The 26,075-nt window shown below is 35.9% G+C and carries 19 protein-coding genes; 15 read left to right on the forward strand and 4 right to left on the reverse strand.

Going from position 1 to position 26,075, the window contains the following annotated elements; all coding sequences use genetic code 11:
• Positions 1 to 3 precede the first annotated feature (3 nt).
• The 4 genes from AVL50_RS29690 to AVL50_RS29705 all read left to right on the forward strand — a co-directional run bounded on the left by AVL50_RS29690 (position 4) and on the right by AVL50_RS29705 (position 5,054).
• The gene (locus tag AVL50_RS29690; protein WP_157491677.1) at positions 4 to 1,782 is read left to right on the forward strand and encodes a fibronectin type III domain-containing protein; all 1,779 of its coding nucleotides are present in this window, start codon (positions 4 to 6) and stop codon (positions 1,780 to 1,782) included.
• Between the two features lie 190 nt (positions 1,783 to 1,972).
• The gene (locus tag AVL50_RS29695; RefSeq protein ID WP_062621199.1) at positions 1,973 to 2,671 is read left to right on the forward strand and encodes a hypothetical protein; all 699 of its coding nucleotides are present in this window, start codon (positions 1,973 to 1,975) and stop codon (positions 2,669 to 2,671) included.
• A gap of 1 nt (position 2,672) precedes the next feature.
• Positions 2,673 to 3,245 carry a hypothetical protein gene (locus AVL50_RS29700; protein WP_062621201.1) on the forward strand — a complete coding sequence of 191 codons (573 nt, stop codon included), beginning with the start codon at positions 2,673 to 2,675 and terminating at the stop codon, positions 3,243 to 3,245.
• Between the two features lie 633 nt (positions 3,246 to 3,878).
• Positions 3,879 to 5,054, forward strand: a complete 1,176-nt coding sequence (locus AVL50_RS29705) for a cell adhesion protein (protein ID WP_157491679.1) — start codon at positions 3,879 to 3,881, stop codon at positions 5,052 to 5,054.
• A gap of 313 nt (positions 5,055 to 5,367) precedes the next feature.
• Here the strand turns inward: AVL50_RS29705 and AVL50_RS29710 are convergent, their stop codons facing one another.
• The 4 genes from AVL50_RS29710 to meaB all read right to left on the reverse strand — a co-directional run bounded on the left by AVL50_RS29710 (position 5,368) and on the right by meaB (position 13,058).
• Positions 5,368 to 6,237, reverse strand: a complete 870-nt coding sequence (locus AVL50_RS29710) for an Rpn family recombination-promoting nuclease/putative transposase (RefSeq protein WP_062621203.1) — start codon at positions 6,235 to 6,237, stop codon at positions 5,368 to 5,370.
• Positions 6,238 to 6,609: 372 nt separating this feature from the next.
• Positions 6,610 to 10,161 carry a discoidin domain-containing protein gene (locus AVL50_RS29715; protein WP_062621205.1) on the reverse strand — a complete coding sequence of 1,184 codons (3,552 nt, stop codon included), beginning with the start codon at positions 10,159 to 10,161 and terminating at the stop codon, positions 6,610 to 6,612.
• A gap of 1,552 nt (positions 10,162 to 11,713) precedes the next feature.
• Positions 11,714 to 12,052, reverse strand: coding sequence for an arsenate reductase (glutaredoxin) (gene arsC, locus AVL50_RS29720; protein WP_062621206.1), 339 nt, complete (start codon positions 12,050 to 12,052; stop codon positions 11,714 to 11,716).
• Positions 12,033 to 13,058: a methylmalonyl Co-A mutase-associated GTPase MeaB gene (gene meaB, locus AVL50_RS29725; RefSeq protein WP_062621208.1), complete on the reverse strand. Its 1,026-nt coding sequence runs from the start codon at positions 13,056 to 13,058 to the stop codon at positions 12,033 to 12,035. Before meaB ends, arsC begins: the two co-directional genes overlap by 20 nt.
• 452 nt (positions 13,059 to 13,510) lie before the next feature.
• Here meaB and mce point away from each other — a divergent pair, with 452 nt between their 5' ends.
• The 11 genes from mce (at position 13,511) to AVL50_RS29780 (ending at position 26,030) form a co-directional block, all read left to right on the forward strand.
• A complete protein-coding gene (gene mce, locus AVL50_RS29730; protein ID WP_062621209.1) occupies positions 13,511 to 13,915 on the forward strand; it encodes a methylmalonyl-CoA epimerase in 405 nt (134 codons plus the stop codon).
• A gap of 333 nt (positions 13,916 to 14,248) precedes the next feature.
• Positions 14,249 to 15,811, forward strand: a complete 1,563-nt coding sequence (locus AVL50_RS29735; RefSeq protein ID WP_062621211.1) for an acyl-CoA carboxylase subunit beta — start codon at positions 14,249 to 14,251, stop codon at positions 15,809 to 15,811.
• Between the two features lie 12 nt (positions 15,812 to 15,823).
• Positions 15,824 to 16,198, forward strand: a complete 375-nt coding sequence (locus AVL50_RS29740; protein ID WP_062621212.1) for an OadG family transporter subunit — start codon at positions 15,824 to 15,826, stop codon at positions 16,196 to 16,198.
• An 11-nt stretch (positions 16,199 to 16,209) separates the two neighbouring features.
• Positions 16,210 to 16,629: a biotin/lipoyl-containing protein gene (locus AVL50_RS29745; RefSeq protein WP_062621214.1), complete on the forward strand. Its 420-nt coding sequence runs from the start codon at positions 16,210 to 16,212 to the stop codon at positions 16,627 to 16,629.
• Positions 16,630 to 16,656: 27 nt separating this feature from the next.
• Positions 16,657 to 17,970: a sodium ion-translocating decarboxylase subunit beta gene (locus AVL50_RS29750; RefSeq protein ID WP_253764334.1), complete on the forward strand. Its 1,314-nt coding sequence runs from the start codon at positions 16,657 to 16,659 to the stop codon at positions 17,968 to 17,970.
• A gap of 145 nt (positions 17,971 to 18,115) precedes the next feature.
• Complete coding sequence (locus AVL50_RS29755) at positions 18,116 to 19,954, forward strand: methylmalonyl-CoA mutase family protein (RefSeq protein ID WP_062621215.1); 1,839 nt, start codon at positions 18,116 to 18,118, stop codon at positions 19,952 to 19,954.
• 44 nt (positions 19,955 to 19,998) lie between these two features.
• Entirely contained in the window at positions 19,999 to 22,149 is a 2,151-nt protein-coding gene (gene scpA, locus AVL50_RS29760) for a methylmalonyl-CoA mutase (RefSeq protein WP_062621217.1), read from the forward strand.
• A 151-nt stretch (positions 22,150 to 22,300) separates the two neighbouring features.
• Positions 22,301 to 23,176, forward strand: a complete 876-nt coding sequence (locus AVL50_RS29765; protein ID WP_062621219.1) for an esterase family protein — start codon at positions 22,301 to 22,303, stop codon at positions 23,174 to 23,176.
• Between the two features lie 127 nt (positions 23,177 to 23,303).
• Positions 23,304 to 23,918 carry a hypothetical protein gene (locus tag AVL50_RS29770; RefSeq protein ID WP_157491681.1) on the forward strand — a complete coding sequence of 205 codons (615 nt, stop codon included), beginning with the start codon at positions 23,304 to 23,306 and terminating at the stop codon, positions 23,916 to 23,918.
• A 168-nt stretch (positions 23,919 to 24,086) separates the two neighbouring features.
• Positions 24,087 to 25,046, forward strand: a complete 960-nt coding sequence (locus tag AVL50_RS29775) for a quinone oxidoreductase (RefSeq protein WP_062621223.1) — start codon at positions 24,087 to 24,089, stop codon at positions 25,044 to 25,046.
• A 147-nt stretch (positions 25,047 to 25,193) separates the two neighbouring features.
• Positions 25,194 to 26,030 carry an MBL fold metallo-hydrolase gene (locus AVL50_RS29780; RefSeq protein ID WP_062621225.1) on the forward strand — a complete coding sequence of 279 codons (837 nt, stop codon included), beginning with the start codon at positions 25,194 to 25,196 and terminating at the stop codon, positions 26,028 to 26,030.
• The last annotated feature ends 45 nt before the right edge of the window (positions 26,031 to 26,075 follow it).

Consider the following 26,075-nt stretch of genomic DNA (forward strand, 5'->3'; position numbering starts at 1 on the left):
AATATGAAAAAGAGCTTATTAATTATATACATCTTATTTTTTGTTCAGATGTTTTCATTTGGACAGAGTAATTATACACTCTTAGGTGAGGTAGATAAAAACAACAAGGTGTCTTTACTTTGGTACGTAGATAACTATGACCAGAACTTGCAGGGCGTTGTTTTTAAGAAAAAAGTCAACAATGAAAGCGATTGGTCTGTATTGAATACAGACCCGCTTTTGCAGTTTAATGCAAGTTCAAAAAGCCTGGACAATATCAGCAACAATAGAGCTGTAATCAGAGAAGTAGAAACGGTGAGGAATCAGATGATTAATTCAAATGACCCTAATAACGCTTTGAATGAAGTAGACCAAGCCTCTCTGATCAATTATTTGACTGAATCACCGAGCAATGTCAATCTACTTTTGACCATGTTTATGTATGATTATGCAGTAGCAATGATTTATGGTTTTGGTTATGAAGATTATGAAATCAAGAAAAACCAAGAAGTAGAATACGGCTTATTTACAGTGGTCAATGGTCAAGAATCTCCTCAGGCAGTGGCTACTTTTAAAGCCAACACTTCTGATGAATTAGATTTAACGGTACCTCCAAAGTCTGAAAAAATTAAAAGACAAGGAAGAAAGATGTCATTGACGCTGGCATATGAAGGAGAGGCTTTGGATGAGAAATTGACCTTTGTGGGTTTTGATATTTGGAGAAAAGTAAATGGTAAAAATAGAACAAAGCTGACACCTAAAACAATCTGGCTGAATAAAGAAGATAAAATCAGAACGCTTTATTATACAGATGAAGGCATCAATCAAGACAACGATTACACCTATGAAATTGTACCTGTTTCTATCTTTAAAAATACAGGAAAACCCACTGAATTGGAATGGTCAAAGAACAAAGACTTATCCTTGATCAAACCTATCATCACCAATGATCAAAACAACGCAACAGACTTTGTGGAAGAAGGAGTGGAGCTGAAATGGGAATTGCCAGAAGTGATCAATGATCAATTAAGAGGGTTTGTGATTCAAAGAAAAATTGATGATCAGGATTTTGAAACAATTTCAGATACATTATCCAACACCGAAAGAGAATATAAGGACAACAACATCAAAGCCATTGATTACAAAGTCACCTACCGATTGGTCGTAAAGCCTATTGACAGCTATGAGTTATGGAGTAATGACTTAAAACTCTACTATTCACCAAGTTTAATACTCTCAGAGGAGGAGAAAAACTTGACATTGGAACCTGCCATAGAAAATAATGAAGTGGTGGTGAAAATGAAGTGGAATCCAAGTAAAGAATTAGAAGGCAAAGCAAAAGGTTATGTCATCTATTGTGATCGATCAGGAGGAATTTTAGCAAGAGAGCGTTCTATTGGATTTGTTGAGCGTTCAGACTATATCTATAAAGTAGAAGGAGTAGCAGGAAAGACCTATACTTTTGCCGTCAAATATGCTGATGAAAACGAACTGGTATACGACTATACCGATACGGTAAAAGTAATATTACCAACTCCAGAACTCCCTAAGGTAAATATCTGGCCTTTCTCAGTCAATGGAACAAGTATCAACCTAGAATGGGAATATCCTCAAGACATAGAAGACATCAGAGAATTTACACTTTATGTCAATGGAGAAGAGTATTCTAAAATACCTAAAGAGGACAGAAATATTACTTTAGAGAACCTGGAACAAGGGACTTATAAGTTCACAATCAAAGCATCAACCATCTACAATGTAGAGAGTGATCTCTCAAAAGTCAGAACCTTAAAGGTGCTTTAATAAAAGAAAATTAAGCCTTATTATTATGGTCTGTAAGATAAAATTAATTATGTCTTACGGACCATATTTGTTATATGGGTTGTGTTTTGATACATTCTCTTATGTAGAGAGTATTTCTTCTGATATGAAACAAAAGATATCTACTGAATTTATAGGAAGCAACAAACAAATTAATAGCATAGAATAAATTATGAAAAAGTATAATTTAGGGTATAAAAGGGGTTCTGAAGAGTATGTTTATGGGAATTTGTCAGGAGGATCTGTTGTAGGTAAAGAATTATTTTATGACAGTTGTAGAGGAGCAGGAGGGCGAAAATTTTTGTCAGATGAGGTTTCATTTAATTATATAACTCCATTTACTTTATCTGAATTTGATGAAAGAGAACTAAAATTACGTGAATTTGAGTCATTAGATGGAGGTCCATTTGCTTGTCAAATATATGTCTTTTCAATTAGGATGTATAATCTTTTGACGCAGTTTAATTTAATGGAACATCGAGTCTTTGATGGTAGAATATTATTTGGAGAGCAAATGATAGATGTAAAATGTATTCAATTTTTATTTTGTTCAGTTGAAAATTATTTTGATTTTAATTATTCTACTTTCAAAATTAAATCTAGTAAATTAACTATTAATAATGTTAAAAATACTTTCAAGACATTACCAGAATTAACAGCAAAATATAGCAAAGAATATGGTATGAAGCTTAGATGGAGGTTTGAAAAAGCTGTTATGAAACCTAGTTTTAGAGAAATAGATATGTGTTACAATGGTGGAAATGAATTTTATATAAGCGAACGCTTGAAGGATGCATTAGAAGAAGCAAACTTTGAAGGCTTACAATTCAAAGAATGTGAAGTTAATTTCGAATACTCAGACGAACAATAGCATGCCAATTTCTTTAGATATAGTTCCTTTTAAATCTATAGAAGGTAATTCATGGCGAGATTTTGGAGAATGTTACCAACATATATACAATGATCCTTCTTTACTCCAAGAAGGAAGAATTGAATTTATGATGCAACCAAAAAAGTGGGATGAAAGAATCACTTTAGAAAGTAATCAACACCTGATGGTGAAAGACTATCATCTCCCCATTCGAATACAAATAATAAAATATAAAGGAGCTCCAGAATTTCCTCATTTATATTGGTTAGATGCAACAGATTTGGGAAATGCTACATGGAAAGACTTAGAGGTATTTTGTGAAACTTGGAAAACCCATGAAACCATCATCAAAATTTCAACAGGAGATATTCAAAAATTAGAAGGGAAAAAGGTATTAGTAGCACTTTTACTGACCTTTTTAGAATTATTTGATGGGTATTTAAGAGTACCTATTATGGATGTTGATCAAAACTTTTGGAAGCATTTTACACCAAATACTTCAGCTGGTTATTTCAGAAAGGACTATTTGGAAGAGATGTATTTGGATATTATAGATGATATCTTGGATAGATAGTCTTTTAATCTACCTTCTAGAACCTCATTTGGAAACTTTTTCTGTATTTTTGAGTTTTTTTGTTACTGTATTGTAGAATGAAGTCAAACTGAGCTTAATATATAGTAATACATTACCTTAATTTACTATAAAAAATCCCTTTGTCTCACTTATTATCAGAGTGAAGCAAGGGGATTGTTTTATGAAAAAATATTTGATTTTTTAAAACAGTACGTAAGTCCTAGCATGTACAGAGTATAAGTCCTTCCTTGTACACTATGTAAGTCCTAGCATGTACAGAGTTTAAGTGCTGTTATGTACGGAGTGTAAGTCCTAGCACTTGCATGGTGTAAATGCTAGGACTTAGCTCCCTTATTGCTTTAATTATATGAATTAAAAAAAGCCATTAAGTACTTATCAAGTATTTTCACGGTTTATTACTTCATCAATAGTCCATATTTAAGCCGTAGGCTATTGAAGAAGGAGAGTATAATAGAACTACAGATTAACAGTTTACAATGTCTCTTTTAAAATCAACAATAACTTAATATAACTAATTGTATTCAATGTTGTATAACTGATAATTATTTCCTTCATTTGCGTACCAATTCTAAAAACTAATGATAATTTCTTCTATCGAATTTTTTAAAGGAAATGAAAACCAGTCTATTAAAACTTTTTGTACTTGCGGGCATTACGATGCTTGCTAGTTGCCGATTAAATGAGAACCTCAACGATTTTTCTTCAAGAACTATAACCAATCCGCTTCAACTTAATTTTGATGGATATACGACAGAAGGACTAGATTTTGGTCTTTATTGGTTTGATGAGAATCACAATTCAACTCCTGCATTTGACATGCAAACGCAAGTGCAACGTCAGGTAGGGAGTAGTTTCTATGATGCCTCAAAACCAACAGTTATTTTTTTTCATGGGTGGCAACCCTTAACTAATGGAGGAAGAGAAGATTTTCTTTTTGATGATGATGCTCTTTCTATGCAAATCAATACAACAGAACAATGGAAGCGTGACGGTTGGAACGTTGCTATATTTTATTGGAACCAATTTGCTGATGAACTAGAAGTAAAAAATGCTGAAGCAAAAATTTGGTCTTCAGAAGGGCCTCGCAGTATGAGGTACAAGAAAGCAAATGGTTCCTATGTAGAGAGTAATTTTGATATGTCTGTATCAGAAATCGCTTTTCACCAATTAAATCAAATTTTACCAGCAAATACATCGAATAATATTCGTTTTGTAGGCCATTCTTTAGGGAGTCAATTAGCCACAGCCATTGCTTACAAGTTTTCGAAAGAAAATCCAATTGCTTTAAAAAGGCTAGAATTGTTAGATCCGTTTTGGAGTAGAGGGGGCAAGAGCTACTTGTCAGACTATAACAAGGATGGCCAAGATGATTTTGTTGGAGAAGTAAGCCGTTGGTATGTCAAGGAAATGATTACCAAGGACAACTTGGCAGTGACATGGTACAGATCATCAGGTATAGCTGATCTTGGTGTTGGTGATAAAAACAGACCAATGGAAGAATTAGTAGCTTTGGTGAACATGAGATTTTGGTACTTAAATGGCCTTCAAATACCAGATAAACACGTTTATTCTCGTCATCATTACTTCTTTTCTAAGTCATTTGAAGCTCCAGTCGAATGTACTATCAGCTGGTGGAACCGTTCTAAAACAGGTAATGTCGCCGCTTCAGCCAACACAACTGATCAAAGAATCCGAGAAATGATGGGTAATCGTTATCATTGGGATCAGGTAGAAGGACGTTATACAGTAACTCCTGAAGACGATTGGTTCGAAAGAAAGTCGTACTAATCTGACTGATACTCTTATTCACCCAGTTCTATTACTCTTAAATAGAAATTATCATTGGTTTACTGGGTGGGTAAGAGTTGTTTTTAGTTAGCGATAAATAAAAAATCAATAATTATTACATCTAGAATCTAGGATATTTGTGATAACATCAAGAGCACACGCAAATGATACAACCCTTAAATTTTACTAGTAGTTTTTATAATTTAAAGTTTGTTAGTGATTACCAGGCCTTGACATTTTTGCTTCATTTTGTGTTAAGTCAAAAATGAAGAAGAGAGTAGGTCCTATAAAATCTTGTAGAAAGGTTGATTGGTTAAAGAGTTATATTCTTTATTTCTTCAATAGTTAACCCAGTTAGTTCCGCTACTTGCTCAACTGTAAGGTTCATTGCCAAACCATTTTTAGCCGTTTCAATAGCTTTTCTTTTCTCCCCAATTTCAATACCTTCTTCAATTCCCTCGCCCTTCGCTGTATCCAAAGAATTATGCAAATCCCTATAATACTTTAAAGAATCTTCATAGCTCATTATTTCTTTTCTCGTCATTTTAGCTACTTCAGCAGTTTCAAAGAAAGCATCAAAGATTTTACCTTTAAGTTCTTTTGGTCGTTCATCCAGTTTGGGGAGGTTTTTAATGACGTATAACCATTTGTCAAACCTTGTTTCTAATTCAGATAAATTTTTATTGAAATTAGGCATGGCCAAATATGTAAAAGTCAACTTATTATAGAATATTTTTTGGGTTTCTATATCAGTCAACTTCACATCATATCGGTATTTATTTTGTCCTTTATCTTCATCAAAAACAAAATCTAAAATAGCAATTGTATATACAGCCTTCAGTTCATAATTCCAATCCGTACCTTTCTTGACTTGTTCTTGGATCGGGAAAGTAGAATAATACGAAGCTCTATCTTTAAAGAAATTCTGCTTAGTTTTTTGTAGTTCTACTATAAATTTCTCACCTCTTTCATTTTCGCAATACAAGTCAAATATAGCCTTTCTATCAATTTCACCGCTACCTAAATGCTCATTTTTCAAATAAGTCATAGACTTAATTTCTCCTTCTTGTTCACGAAGAAGTTCATTTAAAAAGTCCATAAGAATAGCCTTGCTTGGTTCTTGTTCAAATAAGCGTTTAAAACCAAAATCGGTAAAAGGGTTGATGTATTTTTCTTGTAGCATCTTTGTAATTTTCTTTTGAACAAATGTATAAATTAATGAGAAGCCAAAAAAGAGAGAAAATAGACTGCCAAAGAAACGGTTATACCTGAAGACGAATTGCTGAAATTTTTGGAAACATTAGACGGGAGAAAAGCAAGAAGTGCCCAAGTGATGCTCAAAAAGCAGCACAAGAAAAGTTTACTGCTGCTTTGATTGCTTTGCCTAAAAATAGGACAACGGTAATCGATATGATCATAAGGAAACCAATCAGTAGTTTTCCTAAAGCCGTAGACAATAAAAGAAAAGGCCCAAGAGAAAAAATCCCTTGAACCTTCCTATGAATCGAAATAGTTAATTCCTCAATTACTGATCGAGGGGGTTAGTGATCAGAATCTACCTCTTATAAACTTTCATAGTTTTCACTTGACCATTTACAGTAAAGCGAAGTATGTAAATGCCACTCTGAAGATTTGCGGTATTCAAAATAACTTTACCTTCACCAAACTGTGATTTTACTCTGTGTGTTTTTCCGTTTACATCAAAAAGCTCAATCGATTTAGAAACCTTTTTAGTATCCACACCTTTGATGGTTAATTGATCTTGGAAAGGAACCGGATAGATAGAAAGTCCTTCTAATTCCTCCAAATCAACTAAAGGACGATTGTTTGAACTAGAAGCCGTAGTTGGAGCCACGCCAGCCACATCTTTGTAATGAACGCTGAATTCAGCGGCAGAAGCCCATCTACGACCATCTATTGCAGATGAAGTTTGGAATGCAATATATCTTGTTGAGAACTTATTAAACTTAACAGATTGCTTAAGTCTAGTATCTTGTAAATTTCCTGAAGAAAGAGCTTGCCACTCATTTCCATCCCAGCCATATAAAGTATAACCTTTGACCATACCTGTTTTGCTGTCGTCTTGACGTGCCGTGTAAGAGAAACCTTCTAATTCACGAGTTTGACCAAGATCAATTTTAAAGTTGTGAGGGTGTGAAGAGTTATCATCATACCAGTTCGAATGCCAGATTGTAGATGTATTACCATCTACAAGGTTTTCTTTTCCTTGTTGTGCACTGCCTGTTTCTTCACTGTTTACAGAATATACCTCACAGCCATTACAGTTATCCACCACGTTGCCGTTATTATCAGAAACTGCTACAACTACTTCTACTTCATTCGAGAAACCAGAATAACGAGTCTCATCATAAGCTCTTACTCTGTAGATGTAAGTTCCGTTTTCTAAGTTTTCATCAGTATAAGTTACTGCATTGCTTTGGCTAATGAAGTCAATACGTGTAAAGTCTCCGCCATTGTCACTTCTCTGGATCGTGTAACCTTTTTCAATACTTGAGTTATCTACCCAGTTTAAAGTAACATTTTTAGAACTTACTGAAGCAGTAAGACCACTAGGAGCACCAATTTCATCTTCAACTTGGCCTTCAATTACTGCATCAGCTGAATTAGAGTAATCCGAGTAGGTATTATCTTTCTTCGCTCTCAAACGGTAAGTATATGATCCAGGGTTTAAGCCAGCGTCAGTATATGTCTCTGTATTGGCATTTAAAGTTGCAATCACAGTATATGCTTCACCATTTAAACTTCTTTCTAATACAAAATTATCTTCGTTGTTAGAGTTGTCATCCCAATCTAATTTTACAGATTGGTCTGTTACGGCAGCCACTAAACGGTTAGGGGCATTCAGTGTAATACCAGTGTCAGTATCGCCACCATAAAGATCAGCTTCCCAGATTCCTCTACCATAAGTGGCTAATCTAATTTTACGAGAAGGGAAGTGGATTTCTAATTCCGTAGTCTGAACATTAGGTAGGTTAGTAGCATATTTTACCCAATCATTTCTGTTGTCGTTGGTGTAATAAACGCCAGCGCTCATGCCAACATATAATCCATTCTCACTGGTGTCATCAAATGCTAAGCATAAAGCGGAAATGTTTGGAAGGTTGCCTCTGATGTTTGACCAAGAAGAACCGGCATTCACAGAAAGATAAACTCTAGAACCAGTTGTAGCAATAGCAACTCTTTCAGGGTTTGTTGGATCAACTGCAATGTAGTTCACATCACCAGAGAAATTGTCAATTCTAGTCCATGAAGGAGAAGAGCTTTGCCCATTTTTTGTTCTCCACATACTGCCTTCATTGGCAATGTAAATGTAGTTATTGTTAGAAGGGGCAATAGCAATTTCGTCTAAAGAACCACCAATGTTGATACTTGATGTAATATTGCTCCAGCTACTTCCGCCGTTTCTACTTCTGTGTAAACTTTGGTAACCCACATAAATTGTATTATTGTCTACGGGGTCCATTGCAAATGGAGTGACCCATTCTCCAGACCCACTTGGTCTGCTGATGTTGCCAATGCTGTTACCTCCATCAGTACTTTTGTAAAGCGAGCCATTTTGAGTGGTGCCATAGATCACATTTTTGTTCACGTGATCAATAAAACACTCCATGCCATCAGCACCAAGCCATTCTTTGAAGTTTCGGCTAGTACCGTGCATGATGTTAGTACCATTGTCTTGAGCACCACCTACAATTCTGTTGGCATCTGTTTTAGAACCACCGATTCTGTAGTATTGTCTTACCGCTAAACCACCTTGTGTTAAGTCAGAAGTATTTGAACCATTGTTTGTACTTCTGTAAATACCACCATCAGTACCGTAGTAGATTACACCGTTGATGAAACGCATAAATTCTACGTCAGCGTGAATATATGATTTTCCACCTGGAGAGCTCCAAGTTGCTAACTTTGTGAAACTTCTACCGCCATTTGTAGATCTAGAGTAATCCATACCTGCTAAGTGAACTTCATCTTCATTAGAATCTGAAACAGCAATGGCCATATCTCTCCAAGCTTGAGTGAAGTAAACTTGATTAGTAGAAACAGAGTTATTGTCAGCGACTACTGAGAAAGACTGACCTCCATTTGTAGAGCGGTATAAACGTCCAAAACTACTACCTGAAGCTTGTACAATATAGATGTAGTTAGCATTAGCAGGCGTTACAGCCATTTTCATTCTTTCAGAAGAAACAATTCCACTACTCACTCTAGAGAATGAAGCACCACCGTTAGTAGAACGGAAGAAGTAATCTCCACAAGCATAAACCACATTTGTGTTGCCAGGCATAAATTCAACATCTTCTGAAGCAGAGTTATTCACTGTTGAGAATGAACCACCTGCGTTTGTAGAACGGTATAATGCTCTTGTTGTACCTACAAAAATAGTATTTCCATTAGGGTGAATTAAGATTCTTCTAGGCGTACCACTAACGCTTTTGATCACTGACCATGAGTTACCTCCGTTAGTAGACTTTAGAATTTGCCCCGCAGAATTACCAATGTAGACAGTGTTAACATCAGTCGGGTCAATCGCAACAGACCAAATCGTCATATTTGAAAGATCATCACCAACTGGTCTCCAAGATTGTCCTGCATCAACAGACTTCCAGATACCACCACCTGGAGAACCTGCAAAGATGATTTTTTGAGCTTGGCGTTCCACATCAATCGCTACAATTCTACCTAAACCAGGGTTCCAGCTTGTAGTTCTTGACCAGTTAAAAGGACCTAATTCTTGCCATCCATCATTTGCTGCTGCAACACGACCGTTGGATGTTGGGGCAGGGGATTGGAAACCCTCTACTTGCTGAACGATATGTTTGTCAGTATATACACGACCTTTATCATCTGCATTTCTTTTTGCCCAATACAGTGCACGTTGGTATAATTTGTACCCACTTCCTTTGCCTGTATCATGCGTTTTAAAATAACGATTACCTTTTCTTTCTAACTTTTTGACTTTGATGCCTTCTTCTTGTGTCAGTTGTAAAATCTCCTGTGCTGTAGAGCCTTGAATAGAAAAGAAGGATAGCAGAACTGCACCAATAGTGATCCTTATTGATGAATTCAATCTTCTAAAATTTAGCATAAATAATTTTAAATTACGTTACATATGGCAATAACGTTCCTATTTATTCCTAGAGTTATAGTTAAGTATATTGTAAACTAAATTACCACAAACTTTAAATAGGCATTTTAGCAAGCTTTTTATGTTCAACATCCAAGCTTCTTTCTTCTTCATTTTTGTTTTGAACCAAAAAGAAAGCAAAAAAATCAAGGTTTAGAAGTCAAAAGCTAAATTCCATTCTTTTCACCTAAATGATTTTAAACTCGCCTTGCTCAAACGAGAAAATCATTCGGTTCAATCCATGAAATTCTTAATGCTTTTCCCTTCAAGGCCGAGGGAGTACTACCCAACTAAAATGGTAGAAAGCTCACTAGCGTGAATGTTAAGTATTAGTGTCATTTGTGTTCTACAGATCATTAGAAATCTCCTGATTTCTAAATAAGTAACGAAATTTAGTTTACAGTGTATTAAGACAGAAAAGAGGGACAAAATAACGTGCATCATGACTGATATCATGGGCAATTGATATTGATTCCACCAACACTAAAGTGTTGCTTACGTTTCCAACCTTCAAGACTTCAGTCTTGATGAAGTTGGGCTATTAACTGCCCATAGTTTAAACTATGATGTACGAAATATCCATTTTCTTTTATCTTGATACTTAAGAATAGGAACTGAAATAATTCAATAATGGAACTTTAATTGATTTTGTAACCTTCTAGTGTTTTTGTTAAATGAATTGATTTAAAGAGGGAGACATGTTGTAATTACTCAACCTCCAATTTTTAGTAATTTGTTTCTCGCTGGATTTAATAGATTGTTTTATTTATTTAAAAGTACTTGAAAGCGGACAATGAATGATTAATCATTTTTAGTTAGTTCGAACTTCTTTTAGCTTTCAGATGGCAAATATAGTTTTGTTTTTTCTGGAATCAACAAATTTTTTAAAATAATTGAGTGAATGCTCATTTACACCCTGTATTTCATTAAAAAATTGTTTTTTTTAGCTGAAAATCACTGAGAAATTAATGACGCTATTGTTATATTTTTAAATAAATTGATTTCAAAATTGAACTAGTTTTCAGGGTAGAAGAACAAATGATTGTATGAGTTGCTATGAGATTAATACTTATGGTTTTGAATTGAATGTTCATTTTTAGCGTAAAATATTAGGAAGATTTCTTAGCTTAAATGAAGTGAAAAACGTGCAAACTTTTCAAATGATAGTTCAAGACAAACAGTCCCCTCTATATGAGAAGTACTTTCCCATATAGAGGGGACTGCTATTCCCATTACTATGAGACTATCTTTCCCATGAGTATGGGACAATTACTAGCATTACCCTGAATAAGTAAGGTATTTGAATAAAAATAACCCCTTACTACACTTTTTGATGATTAGTGTGGCAACAGGAATTCTTTATGCTATACAACTTTATTATAATAGATAGTTTATTGATTCAAAAAGCGACCCAAAAGCCATAGTTCTAATAATGGAGGAATTAGAGAAGTACATTCAAGTAAGAACCATCAAAAAAGGTCCAAGAGTAATCCCCTTGAACCTTTAAAATATTTTATAAATCCAAAACCAACGAAGGAGGCCTTCCGATGACGGCTTTGTTATCCTTAATAACAATAGGTCTTTCAATCAATTTTGGATATTCTACCATGGCATTGATGTATTCCTCGTCAGTAAGTTCTTTGCCTGTGAAGTTTTCTTTATAAATGGCTTCCCCTTTACGGATAAGTGCCAAAGGTGCGATATTAAGCATCGAAAGAATTTCCTCAATTTCAGCTTTAGTAGGAGCATCTTTTAAGTATTCTCTTACTTCCACTTCCTCACCATTTTCCTTCAAAAGGTTTAAAGATTCTCTACTTTTCGAGCATCTAGGATTATGCCATATTTTTATCATTTTCTGTTCTCGTTTGGTTAAATAATTCCAATAACTTTCTTGCACCTGCAATAGCCGGCAATTTATTTTGAATTACTTGATTCTCCAAATGATTTAGATTTCCTTCCACAGAGGCATTGGTGTAGAAGGCTCTTTTCAGATGATTATCGATGGTTTCGTGCATCCAATGCAAGTTTTGACTCTGACGGTTGGATTGGAAGAAACCTTTCTCTTTCATTTCCTTCTCAAACTTCATGATGTTCTCCAATATTTCATCCAAGCCTTCATTTTGCACCGAAGAACAGGTCATTACTTTTGGAGCCCAGCCAGACTCAGCAGGAGGGAACAAGTGTAATGCATTCTGATAACTTGCTCTTGCCATTTTGCCACGATGCACATTATCACCGTCACATTTCGTAATTGCAATAGCATCGGCCATTTCCATAATACCTCTTTTGATACCTTGGAGCTCGTCGCCTGCACCGGCAAGCATTAACAGCAAGAAGAAATCAACAATGCCTTTTACAGTGGTTTCTGATTGACCAACACCTACTGTTTCGATTAAGATGACATCAAAACCTGCCGCTTCACAAAGCAACATGGTTTCTCTAGTTTTATGATTTACGCCTCCCAAAGCACTACCTGCAGCGGAAGGACGAACATACGCTAATGGATCGTTGGATAATTCTTCCATTCGGGTTTTATCACCCAAAATACTACCACCACTGATTTGTGAACTCGGGTCAATGGTCAGCACCGCCAATTGCATTTCTTTTGAAGTGATGTATTTTCCAAAAGATTCAATAAAGGTACTTTTACCTACCCCTGGAACACCCGTAATACCTACTCTGAGTGTATTGCCGGTATGTGGCAGAATCAGTTCAAGTATTTCTTCTGCCAAAATAACATCGGCAGGGAGTTTACTTTCTATGATTGTGATGGCTCTACTTAATATTATTCTGTTACCACTAATAATACCATCAGCATATTCCTGTGCACTAAGTCTTTTTTTTCTTTTATATCTCATGGTAAAAGAAGAACGATTTTTATGTTGAATATTTCATTTAGCCCAATCTATTTATAGGATATAAATGAGGAACTGGGTATCTCTATTTTTTATAATAAAAGAGAAGAAGCCTATCACTGTTTTTGCCTTCACAAAGCTACATACAATTCTTCTAAAAAGGTATTAAATGTGTTTATAATACAATTTCTAATATTTTTTAATTTTTTTTATTGTTTCTAAATAAGGCGAAAGATGATTTTTGTTTCCAAATTAAAGTATTGATATTCAGATGTATAAAACATGTTTGAAGGTTTGCTTTTTTCCTTGGAAACAGTTTTTATGATTTTAATCTTTATTTAGATGATGAATGTTATCACAAACAATTTCTTTTTGTATGACTTTTACGATACATAATAAAGGTCAACAAGCTTATCACGCCTTTTATTATTACTAACTTTTAAAAAGCAACAGAAATGAATATATCACACATTGAGCACATTGGTGTAGCGGTAGAAAACTTAGAAGAGTCAATTAAGTATTACGAAGAAGTATTAGGACTTAAATGTTATGCTATCGAAGAAGTAGAAGAGCAAAAAGTAAAAACTGCTTTCTTTAAAGTAGGAGATACTAAAATTGAGCTTTTAGAATCTACATCTGAAGACGGACCAATCGGAAAATTCGTCGCTAAAAAAGGGCCAGGAATGCATCACCTAGCATTCGCAGTTAAAGATATCGAGAAGAACTTAGAAGATGCTGAAGGAAAAGGTGTTCGTTTATTAGACAAAACACCAAGAAAAGGAGCAGAAGGATTAGATATCGCATTCTTGCATCCTAAATCAACTCATGGAGTTCTTACTGAGCTTTGCGAGAAGAAATAACTATTACTTTTGAATACCTACCAAGTACATAAGTAGAGTAACCAAAATAAATCGGTGACTTGCTTCTAGAAAGTAAGTTACCAAGCTTCAGTAGTTGACGGAAAGAACTACTAAAAGTAAGAAAACACTAAAGGCACGTCAGGAGCAGTAATCGTTCGACCTAACACGGCTTAACGATGCTATCTTAACAGTAGATTAAAATTGATTTTTTTAACCTGTAGAAATACAGGGCTGGACGGTTATTGCCTTGACTTTCTTACGCCAAAGTAAAATGAATCAAAGACACCGTAATAGGTGTTATAATATTTGACAAATACCCGCTGGGAATTATCAATGGGAACTAACAGAGATAAGGTTAGAGAACTTGTAGAGAAAAGATCACAAGCCCGCTTAGGTGGTGGTGAAAAAAGAATTGACAAGCAACATAGTCAAGGTAAGTTAACGGCTAGAGAGAGAATTGACCTTCTTTTAGATGAAGGCAGTTTTGAGGAGTACGACATGTTTGTAACGCACCGTACGAAATCTTTCGGCTTGGATAAACAACAATATTTATCAGATGGTGTAGTAACGGGTCACGGTACTATTGACGGTAGAGTTGTTTATGTATTCGCACAAGACTTCACAGTATTCGGAGGTTCACTTTCTGAAACATTTGCACAAAAGATCTGTAAAGTAATGGATCAAGCAATGAAAGTAGGAGCACCAGTAATCGGTTTGAATGATTCAGGTGGAGCACGTATACAAGAAGGCGTTAGGTCTCTTGCGGGTTACGCTGAGATCTTCCAAAGAAACATCATGGCGTCAGGTGTTGTGCCTCAGATTTCTGCAATCTTAGGACCTTGTGCAGGTGGTGCAGTTTACTCTCCAGCATTGACTGACTTTATCTTGATGACGGACCAAACATCATACATGTTTGTAACAGGTCCTAAAGTAGTAAAATCAGTAACAGGTGAGGTGATTTCTGTAGAGGATTTAGGTGGTGCGAACATGCACGCTTCTAAATCTGGTGTAGCTCACATGATGACTGAAAACGATGAGGAGACATTATTGTTAATCCGTAAGTTGATGAGTTTCTTGCCTTCAAACAACCTTGAAGAGCCACCACAAATCCCATGTAATGACCCAATTGAAAGAATTGAGGATAAATTGAACGAGGTGATTCCTGATGATCCTAACAAACCTTATAACATGCTAGATGTTATCCACTTGTTAGTTGATAATGAGGAATTCTTAGAAACGCACAGAGCTTATGCTAAAAACATTATCACAGGTTTTGCTCGTTTCAATGGTCGTCCAGTAGGTATTATTGCCAACCAACCTTCATTCTTAGCGGGTGTACTTGATATTGAAGCATCGAAAAAAGCAGCACGTTTTGTTCGTTTCTGTGATGCATTCAATATTCCAATCGTAACATTAGTAGACGTACCAGGTTTCTTGCCAGGTTCAGGTCAAGAATATGGCGGTATTATCCTTCACGGTGCCAAGTTATTATTCGCTTACGGTGAAGCAACAGTTCCAAAAATCACTATTACACTTAGAAAATCTTACGGTGGAGCACACGACGTAATGAGTTCTAAACAATTAAGAGGTGATATCAACTACGCATGGCCAACTGCCGAAATCGCAGTAATGGGTGCTAAAGGTGCTGTAGAGGTATTAGAAGGAAGAGCTATTCGCTCAATCGAAGATAAAGCTGAGAGAGCGAAATTCATGCAAGATAAAGAGGACGAATACGTAGAGAAATTCGCAAATCCTTATCAAGCAGCGAAATACGGATTTATTGATGATGTAATCGAGCCAAGAAATACAAGATTCAGAATCTGTAGAGGTTTAGAAGTATTAGCAACTAAGAAAGAAGTTAATCCTCCTAAGAAGCACTCTAATATTCCACTTTAATCAAATAATAATATGGAAGATCAAGTAACACAATTTGGTTTCACCGAAGGATTAGTGATCACATTGGTTGGAGTAGGATTGGTATTCTTTACCTTAACCTTATTATTCCTTCTTTTTATCTCGTTCACTTATTTGGTTCCGATCGTAATGAACAAGATCAACAAACCAAAACAAATTGTGATCAAAAAGGATGATGAGGAGATGGTTATCAATGCCACTAAAGTATCTGGTGAAGTAAACGCTGCAATTGCTGCGGCAGTTTACCACTATATGGCAGAGGCACACGATGAAGAATCAACAATTCTAACGATCCAAAAAGTGAAGAAGGCTTACTCACCATGGAGTTCGAAGATCTATTCAGTTCATGGCAGTCAGCTTAACCGTTAATACCGAATAAAATGAAAAACTATAATTTTACAGTTAACGGTAACAACTATGCCGTTACAATAAAAGGAGTTGAAGGTCAAGCTATTGAATTAGAAGTCAATGGTACACCTTATAAAGTGGAGATGGACAAGGAAGTGAAAACTTCTAAAACTCCAAAACTAATGCGTTCTGAGGCTCCAAGAACAGCAGCGCCGAAAGCAATTACACGTTCAGCGAAAAAATCAAATATCGTAGCACCACTTCCAGGTACTGTAATGACCATCAACGTAAAAGAGGGTGATGCAGTGAAGCAAGGCGATATCTTGATGACAATGGAAGCAATGAAGATGGAAAACAATGTATTGGCAGAAGCAGACGGTACAATTGCAAGCATTAAAGTAGAAGAAGGAACGTCAGTATTACAAGGAGAGGTTCTTGTAGAGTTGGCGTAAGTGGTTTCATTCTAAACAACAATTATTATGAATACGAAACGCTTATTTATCGTCTTTGGAGCCATCGCAACCATCATGATTTCATGGGCAGCTGCATCAGCAGCAGGCTTATCAAATCAGACAATTGGTGAAGTGACTCAAGCAGCAGTCGCAACAGGTGCACCACAAGATTTTAATACATTGGCAATGAATGGTCTGATGAACTTCATGTCAATGACAGGTTTTGCAAACTTAACTTTGCCAAACTTTGTAATGATCTGTGTGGGGTTATTATTTATATTCTTAGCTATTAAATTTGATTACGAACCCTTATTACTTATTCCAATTGGAGCAGGTGTAATTATCGGTAACATACCATTTGTTGCTGGAAATCAGATTGGTATTTATGAAGAAGGTTCAGTATTAAGTTACTTATATTTTGGTGTTGAGAAAGGTATTTATCCTCCGCTTATTTTCTTAGGAATTGGAGCAATGACCGATTTTACTTCTCTGATCGCCAATCCGAAATTAATGCTTTTAGGAGCAGCCGCTCAAGTGGGTGTGTTCTTAACATTTATCGGTGCAATCACATTAGGATTTGATTTAAGTGAAGCAGCTGCCATTGGTATTATTGGTGGTGCTGACGGTCCAACGGCCATCTTCCTTTCTTCTAAATCTGCACCTCATTTACTTGGAGCAATTGCTATTGCAGCTTATTCATACATGGCACTTGTACCAGTGATACAGCCACCAATCATGCGTTTGATGACAACGCCGGAAGAAAGAAAAATCCGTATGAAGCCACCAAGAACGGTGACAAAAACAGAGAAAATTCTTTTCCCGTTGGTAGGTTTAATCTTAACTACATTTATCTCGCCAAGTGCACTGCCACTTTTAGGCATGTTATTCTTCGGTAACTTATTGAAAGAGTCAGGTCACACAGAACGTTTAGCAAACACTGCTAGAACGTCGATGATCGACATTATTACAATCTTACTAGGAGTAACAGTAGGTGCCTCAACTCAAGCAAGCGTTTTCATTACGACTAGTTCATTGAAAATCTTCGCTTTAGGTGCCGTTGCCTTCGCTATTGCTACATTCTCAGGGTTAGCTTTTGCTAAGATCATGAACTTATTCTTAAAAGGTGATAACAAGATCAACCCATTGATTGGAGCAGCTGGAGTTTCTGCAGTACCTGACTCGGCAAGAGTTGTACAGCAGGAAGGATTAAGAGCAGATTCAAATAACCACTTATTAATGCATGCCATGGCACCAAACGTAGCTGGTGTAATTGGTTCGGCAGTAGCAGCGGGTATTTTGATTAGCTTCTTGTCTTACTTCCAGCAAGTTGGAGGAATGTAATTCTCCAATAGCGATAAGAGTATGTTTGGAACCAAAACTTTAGCCGGAAAATGGATTTCAAACATGCTCAACTATACCAAAATTAGTATAGTCCAAGAGATTTGTTTTATTATTGTATCACCAATACACACTAAATAACATAAATATGGCTGAAAAATTATTTTCAGACTTCGAGCCGATCAGTAAAGAGACTTGGAAAGAAAAAGTTATCACTGACCTAAAAGGAGCTGACTTCGATAAAAAGCTAGTATGGAAAACTGAAAACGGAATGACTATTCCTCCATACTTCACTTCAGAGGATAGACAAGATAAATCCGAATTATTAAGTGAACTGAAGAACATTTTACCATCAAACGAAAACGAAGGAATGGATTGGAAATCATTCCAGAGAGTAGTTGGTAAAGATAATGCTGAAGTAAACACTAATGCTTTATATTTATTAGACCGCGGTGTTGAAGGTCTAGTGTTTGATGTTGATAGTATTGAAGACTTCGATATCGAGCAAGCATTAAAAGGAATCAGTATTGAAATGATCAGTATTGGTTTCGAAAATGTAAAACACCCAAGAACATTAATGAGAGATTATGTAGGTTACCTACACATCCATGGTGTTTCTTTAGACAAAGTAGCAGGTTACATTCATTTTGATCCGATCCATGACTTCACTACAACAGGTGCAATGGATGAGGAAGGATTCCAGCGTTTATCAAGATTGATTTCTTATACTGCTGAAATGCCTAACTTCAAAGTGATCTCAGTAGCATCTGATGCTTTTGTAAACGCTGGTGCAAACCATGTACAAGAATTAGCATTCACTTTAAATACATTAGTAGAGTACATCGATCAATTAGCAAAATATGATGTTGAGCCTACTGAAGTATTAAGTAATGTAATCTTCCAAGCGACAGTAGGAGGTGACTACTTCCACGAAATCGCTAAATTCAGGGCATTTAGATTATTAGTTTTAGAAATCGCTAAACTTTACGATGCGTCTTTCGATGCAAACAATATCGTTATTGTTGGTAATTCTTCACTTTGGTCTAAATCATTATATGATCCAAACGTAAACATGCTTCGTAACACTACGGAAGCAATGTCTGCTGTATTGGGTGGTGTTGATGCTATCAATATCGAAGCACACAATGCTTCTTATGAAAAGCCAACAAGACAGTCACAAAGAGTTGCCTTAAACATTTCTCACTTAATGAGAGAAGAGGCTTACTTAGGTAAAGTAGCTGACCCTGCTTCAGGATCATACTATATCGATACATTGACTGAAAAGTTATTGGATGCTGCTTTATTATTATTCCAAACAATTGAATCTGAAGATGGTTTCTTAGCTTCATTCAAATCGGGTGGAATCCAAAGCTTGATCCAAAAGACTAGAGATCAAAAAGAAAAATTAATCGCTCAACGTAGAAGCGTTTATGTAGGTACAAACAGATACCCTAATCAACTAGAAGTGATCAACCCTGAAGGTGTTCAAGTAAATCACGATACAGTTGCTGAGGTAGAATTGTTATTACCACAACGTGCCACTCTACAGTTTGAGAACCTTCGTCTTAAGACTGAAAAATACGTTCATGATGGCGGTACTCGTCCTAAAGTATTCAATACTTTGTTCGGTAACTTGGCTATGCGTAAAGCAAGATCAACTTTCGCTATGGACTTCTTCGGTACAGCAGGTTTCGCATCAGAGGAGCAATTCTTCAACTCAGTAGAAGAAGCAATCCAAGGTGCTATCCAAACAGATGCTGATATCGTAGTGATGTGTTCTTCGGATCCAGAATACCAAGAGCATGTAGCGGCATTTGCGAAAGCATTCAAGGCTTCAGAAGCAAAAGGTAAGAAATTAATCCTTGCTGGATTCCCAGGTGAATTCGAAGCAGCTTATACAGAAGCAGGTGTTGATGGATTTGTTCATGTGAAAACGAATGCCATTCAAGCGTTAAGCCAATTCCAAGCTGATTTAGAGATCGCTTAATTGGTCTTCTTGAATTAAAGTTTTCAATTTAAAAAACGAAGGAAATGAAACCAGATTTTTCAAAATTAAATATAAATGATATCAAAGTTGTTTCAGCAGAGAAACTTGTGGAAGAGCAAGGTAAGCTGTGGACAACTGCGGAGGGAATCGAAGTAAAGCAGAAGTTTTCAAAAGAAGATACTCAAAGTGCTGAGCATCTTGAATTCGGAGCAGGTCTTCCTCCATTCTTAAGAGGTCCTTACTCAGCGATGTACGCTTTGAGACCTTGGACTATCCGTCAGTATGCAGGTTTCTCTACAGCAGAGGAGTCAAATGCATTCTACAAAAGAAACTTAGCAGCAGGTCAAAAAGGTCTTTCAGTAGCCTTTGACTTGGCAACTCACCGTGGTTACGATTCAGATCACCCACGTGTAGTTGGTGACGTAGGTAAAGCAGGTGTAGCGATCGATTCAGTAGAAGATATGAAAATCTTATTCAATGATATTCCATTGGATAAAATGTCAGTATCAATGACAATGAACGGTGCGGTAATCCCAGTATTGGCTTTCTACATTGTTGCAGCTGAGGAGTCAGGAGTATCAAAAGAGAAATTGAGTGGTACGATCCAAAATGATATTTTGAAGGAATTCATGGTACGTAACACGTACATCTATCCTCCAAAACCATCAATGAGAATCATCTCAGATATCTTCTCTTATACTTCTAACAACATGCCGAAATACAATTCTATTTCTATTTCGGGATACCACATGCAAGAAGCAGGTGCTACAGCAGACATCGAGTTGGCTTACACACTTGCGGACGGTTTAGAATACTTAAGAGCTGGTAAAGCAGCTGGATTAGATATTGATGCATTCGCACCTCGTTTATCATTCTTCTGGGCAATCGGTATGAACCACTTCATGGAGATTGCTAAGATGAGAGCAGGTCGTATGCTTTGGGCGAAAATTGTAAAACAATTCAACCCTAAAAACCCTAAATCAATGGCCTTGAGAACACACTCTCAAACTTCAGGTTGGTCATTGTCGGAGCAGGATCCATTTAACAACGTAGCAAGAACAGCAATTGAAGCAATGGGTGCAGCATTGGGGCATACTCAATCATTGCACACCAACGCACTTGATGAGGCCATTGCATTACCAACTGACTTCTCGGCTCGTATCGCTCGTAACACGCAGCTTTACATCCAAGACGAGACGAACGTTTGTAAAGTAATCGATCCATGGGCAGGTTCACACTATGTGGAGTACTTGACAAATGAGATCGCGCAAAAAGCTTGGAAACTTATCGAAGAAGTAGAAGAGCATGGCGGTATTGCAAAAGCAATTGAAAAAGGTATTCCGAAAATGAGAATTGAGGAAGCTTCTGCCAGAAAACAAGCTCGTATTGACTCAGGTCAGGATACAATTGTCGGAGTAAATAAGTATATTTCAGACGAGAAGACTGAAATCGACGTATTAGAAATCGACAACACTGTAGTACGTGAAGGTCAAATTGCTCGTTTAAAGAAAATGAGAGAAGAGCGTGACACTGATAAAGTAAATGCAGCACTTGAAGCTATCGAAAAGGCAGCAGTAACAGGTGAAGGCAACTTATTAGAGTTAGCAGTAGAGGCAGCAAGATGCCGTGCTTCTCTTGGTGAAATTTCAGATGCTATGGAAAAAGATTTTGGTAGATATAAAGCTACAATCCGTAATATCTCAGGAGTTTACTCTCATGAGGTAGCAGGTGACAAGTCGTTTGCTGAAGCAAAAGAATTAGCGAATGAATTCGAGAAATTGGAAGGTAGACGTCCAAGAGTAATGATCGCTAAGATGGGTCAAGATGGTCACGATAGAGGTGCAAAAGTAATTGCAACTTCATTCGCAGACATCGGATTCGACGTGGATATGGGACCATTGTTCCAGACTCCAGAAGAAGTGGCTCGTCAAGCGGCTGAAAATGATGTGGACTGTGTAGGTGCATCATCATTAGCAGCAGGTCACAAAACGTTAATTCCTCAATTAATTGAAGAGTTAGCACGTTTAGGTCGTGAGGATATCATGGTATTTGCAGGTGGTGTAATTCCAGAGCAAGATTACCAATTCCTTTATGACAACAAAGTAGCAGCGATCTTCGGTCCTGGTACTAGAGTTCCATATTCAGCGAAGAAAGTACTTACGTTACTTTTGGAAGAGGATGAAGTGGAAAATTAATTCTGAAATTATATATACCTATAATTTGTGAGATAATGGGGGGTGCCGTTTGCGATTACGGCGCTCCTTTTTTTATGAATAAAATTTTATTCTTGCCCCATTAAGCAAATCTATTTAGATTCAACTTTTTAAACTTATCAATTACAAACGAATGAATTATTACTTAAAATTACTACTTACATTATCTCTGTTTACCTTATCATTTACACTTTTCAGCCAAACATCAAAAGTCTTTGAAACCAAAACTGTAAAAAGTGAAATTTTGGGAGTAGAGAAAAAGTATTCTATCTATTTTCCGGAAGGATATGAAAAGTCAGAGAGAAGCTATCCAGTGCTTTATCTATTGCATGGTTACAGTGATAATCATACCGGTTGGATACAATTTGGTGAAGTTCAACGTATAGCGGATCTGACTATTCAAGAAGGTAAAGCAACACCAATGATTATTGTGATGCCTGATGCAGACACGGATCGAATCGGTTATACCAACAACATTGATGGAAAATGGAATTATGAAGATTATTTCTTTGAGGAATTGATACCACACATCGAAGCCACTTATAGAACAAGAAATGAAAAGCGTTATCGTGCCATTGCAGGTTTGAGCATGGGAGGTGGAGGTACCTTTATTTATGCATTACATCACCCTGAATTATTTGTAGCCGCCTGTCCTTTGAGTGCTTGGTTTGGAGAAGCAGATTATGAGCAGAGAAAAAAGGAAATGGCTCCGTATTATGAAGGGAAATCAAAGAAAGAAATTCAAGCCCATTATGAAAGAAATAATCCATTAGTATTAATGGAACAGCTTCCAGAAAAAATCGAGTGGAACAACAGAATCCGTTGGTATATTGATTGTGGTGATGATGACCATCTTTCAATTGACAATAGTAAAATGCACATCTTGATGACAAATAAAGAGATCCCTCATGAATTTAGAATGAGAGATGGAGGACACAATTGGAGTTATTGGAGAAGCGCCTTACCAACTGTATTGGAATTTGTTACGAAGTCTTTCCATCAGTATTAAATTTGATTATTATTTAGGTAAATAACATGTTATAATTTAATTTGTAACATGTTATTTTTTTATGATTAATTATTTTCTAAAAATTAAACTAAAAATGACTTATAACTTTCATTCGATAAAATACCCAATGTCTGTATTTTATTTTATTATGGCTGTTTGTTGTCCCTCATTATTTTTTCCTCTTATCTATGGATTAAATGTGTATACATTATCAATGTTATTGGTTCTTGCACTTTTAAGTATTCTCTATTACTTGAATTTTAGTAAAATACATTGGGTGGATTTGGAAGTTGAGTTAGACAAAGAGAGTATCTCTATCAATGGGGAAAAAATGAATTTCAAAGACTTGGAGCGTTATGAATTTAGAAAAGCATCTGTTATGTCAGGAGAGAAGAATCCATTGCATCTCAAGTTTAAATCCTTTAGCTTTTTGTTTCACCCTCCTAAAAAGTCACCTTCAGTTCAAAATGACTATGATGATTTTATTAAACACTTTAATGAGATTATCAAAGAACTAAGATTAGGGTCTAGACAAAAAATACTTTCCAAACTACTCGTTAATGGTATGGGAGTATTTAGTTTGGCTTATCTGGTGCTAATTGTTTATATGTCAGCTGTATATGGAAAAGAAATGTTAAGAAGTATGATTCCTCCCTTATTTATGTGTATATCAACTTGGGGATCATTTGCTGGAATTAGAATGATACAATTACAACAAAAAAAGAATGTTACCGAAGATTAGCATATATTACTTCGATACGGATCTGTAGGTTCGAATTCTAAATTTTATTAGTATTGCACCCACATAAAGTATATCAATAAGTACATGGGAAAAGATAAAATGTTCATTTACTTTATTCCAGATACTTAACCGAGATATACTTTTTTACTTCCAATCGAATAAATATTAATGAAAGCACTTACTTTTTCATCTTTTGGTGGACCTGAAGTATTAGAATATATTGAGGTGTCAAAACCAGAAATCAAAGCCAATGAAGTATTGGTGGAGAATAAAGCCATCGGACTTAATTTTGCTGACATCTATAGAAGAAAAGGAAATTATCACTTAAAAGGAGAACCTCCATTTATCGCCGGATATGAAGGCGCCGGAGTAGTAGTTGAATCAAAGTCTGATAAATATAAAGTTGGTGATAGAATTGCTTACACTGATGTTCCGTTTGCAAATGCAGAGTACATCGTTGTACCCGAAGATCATGTGATTCCTATTTCTAAAAAGGTGGATTTTTCATTGGCTGCATCAGTATTATTACAAGGTCTCACGGCTCATTATTTGGCCAATGATAGTTATGCTGTGAGCAAAGGTGAAACGGTATTAATTCATGCCATGCCTGGAGGGGTAGGACAGATCTTATCTCAAATCTGTAAATCAAAAGGAGCTAAAGTCATTGGGCTCACTCGAAGTGAAAATAAGCTACAAACTATATTGGAAACCAATGCAGATCATGCATTACAGTTGGATGACAATTGGGGAAATAAAGTAAAAGAAATCACTGACGGAAAAGGAGTTGATGTAGTTTATGATAGCGTTGGTGTTACAATCATGGATTCTTTTGAAGTCACAAAAGATACTGGTACAGTAGTATTTTATGGTATGAGTGGAGGAGACCCGGTTGCCATTGATCCAAGAATGTTGATGGATACAAGTAAAACATTAACTGGTGGAGATCTTTGGAGTTATTTGGTCAATCATCATGAGAGAATGACAAGAGCTAATGCTCTATTTGAATTGATAGAACAAGGAAAAGTAAAAATAAAGGAACCTGTCAGTTTCAAACTTTCAGAAGGAAAGAAAGCACATGAATATCTGGAAGGTGGCAAGAGTTCTAGTAAAGTATTACTAATCCCGTAAGGTTTTATTGCAAAAGTAGTTATTCACTTTAATCATTTCAATTAATTTATTTAATTGAGAAATTATATAAGCCTGTTTGAAAACAATTAGATTTGCAGACAGGTTTATTGAAACTATACACTATTAAGTTGAATAACTACACCAGAAATGATAACTACCAAATCACTTAACTATGAAAATGTAAAAGGGTACCAATTTGGTTACAGCCTTATTGGGAAACCAAAATTATCTACCTATATCTATTTCATTGACGGCCTTTTAATTGATACTGGACAGAGCAAGGTAAGAGAAGTTTTATTAGATAAAATTGATCACCTTTCTGTAGATCAGATTTTTGTCACACATCATCATGAAGATCATACAGGAAACATTCTTCCTTTAAAAGAACGATTCCAATGTCCTGTGTACAGCTCTGATAAGTGTGCACAATTGATGAATAATCCACCGTCACTAAGTTTCGCTCAGAAAATCACCTGGGGAGACCGAGAAACGTATGGTAATTTGATACCTATTGAAAATGAAATAAAAACACGAAATTATACTTTTGAAATCATTCCAATTCCAGGTCATGCTTCTGATATGGTCGCCTTATATGAACCGAATGAAAAATGGTTGTTTTCTGCTGATCTTTATATCAATTCCTATATTGGATATTTTTTATACAGCGAAAGCGTTCAGCAACAAATTTCTTCAATTGAAAAAATATTGAATTATGATTTTAAAGTAATGTTTTGTAATCATAATCCTCAATTAGAAAACCCTAAACAGAAACTTAGGGATAAACTCAATTTTTTAGAAACTTCATTTCATTCAGTTGCAGACTTATATCTAAAAGGGATGGATGAAAAAGAAATATTTAAAACATTGAAATTCAAAGAGAATTGGATCGTTAAACTCTTGTCAGCAGGAGCATTGTCAAAAGTTAATTTAATACGTTCAGTAATTAAGGATATCAACAATTCAAAAAAGAAAGTAGCTCGATAATATTTCAATAAAAAAGCCTTCCATGATTTATTAGTTTCATGGAAG

It is taken from the genome of Flammeovirga sp. SJP92, from assembly GCF_001583495.1.
Taxonomy (GTDB): Bacteria; Bacteroidota; Bacteroidia; order Cytophagales; family Flammeovirgaceae; genus Flammeovirga.

Bases quoted from the DNA above. Each gene is read 5' to 3' on its own strand.
- AVL50_RS29715 (WP_062621205.1), bottom strand. From the start codon at position 10,161: ATGCTAAATTTTAGAAGATTGAATTCATCAATAAGGATCACTATTGGT.
- AVL50_RS29750 (WP_253764334.1), top strand. From the start codon at position 16,657: ATGAATACGAAACGCTTATTTATCGTCTTTGGAGCCATCGCAACCATC.
- AVL50_RS29770 (WP_157491681.1), top strand. From the start codon at position 23,304: ATGTCTGTATTTTATTTTATTATGGCTGTTTGTTGTCCCTCATTATTT.
- AVL50_RS29740 (WP_062621212.1), top strand. From the start codon at position 15,824: ATGGAAGATCAAGTAACACAATTTGGTTTCACCGAAGGATTAGTGATC.
- AVL50_RS29700 (WP_062621201.1), top strand. From the start codon at position 2,673: ATGCCAATTTCTTTAGATATAGTTCCTTTTAAATCTATAGAAGGTAAT.
- AVL50_RS29710 (WP_062621203.1), bottom strand. From the start codon at position 6,237: ATGCTACAAGAAAAATACATCAACCCTTTTACCGATTTTGGTTTTAAA.
- arsC (WP_062621206.1), bottom strand. From the start codon at position 12,052: ATGATAAAAATATGGCATAATCCTAGATGCTCGAAAAGTAGAGAATCT.
- mce (WP_062621209.1), top strand. From the start codon at position 13,511: ATGAATATATCACACATTGAGCACATTGGTGTAGCGGTAGAAAACTTA.
- AVL50_RS29765 (WP_062621219.1), top strand. From the start codon at position 22,301: ATGAATTATTACTTAAAATTACTACTTACATTATCTCTGTTTACCTTA.
- AVL50_RS29780 (WP_062621225.1), top strand. From the start codon at position 25,194: ATGATAACTACCAAATCACTTAACTATGAAAATGTAAAAGGGTACCAA.
- AVL50_RS29755 (WP_062621215.1), top strand. From the start codon at position 18,116: ATGGCTGAAAAATTATTTTCAGACTTCGAGCCGATCAGTAAAGAGACT.
- AVL50_RS29735 (WP_062621211.1), top strand. From the start codon at position 14,249: ATGGGAACTAACAGAGATAAGGTTAGAGAACTTGTAGAGAAAAGATCA.
- scpA (WP_062621217.1), top strand. From the start codon at position 19,999: ATGAAACCAGATTTTTCAAAATTAAATATAAATGATATCAAAGTTGTT.
- AVL50_RS29705 (WP_157491679.1), top strand. From the start codon at position 3,879: ATGAAAACCAGTCTATTAAAACTTTTTGTACTTGCGGGCATTACGATG.
- meaB (WP_062621208.1), bottom strand. From the start codon at position 13,058: ATGAGATATAAAAGAAAAAAAAGACTTAGTGCACAGGAATATGCTGAT.
- AVL50_RS29775 (WP_062621223.1), top strand. From the start codon at position 24,087: ATGAAAGCACTTACTTTTTCATCTTTTGGTGGACCTGAAGTATTAGAA.
- AVL50_RS29695 (WP_062621199.1), top strand. From the start codon at position 1,973: ATGAAAAAGTATAATTTAGGGTATAAAAGGGGTTCTGAAGAGTATGTT.
- AVL50_RS29745 (WP_062621214.1), top strand. From the start codon at position 16,210: ATGAAAAACTATAATTTTACAGTTAACGGTAACAACTATGCCGTTACA.
- AVL50_RS29690 (WP_157491677.1), top strand. From the start codon at position 4: ATGAAAAAGAGCTTATTAATTATATACATCTTATTTTTTGTTCAGATG.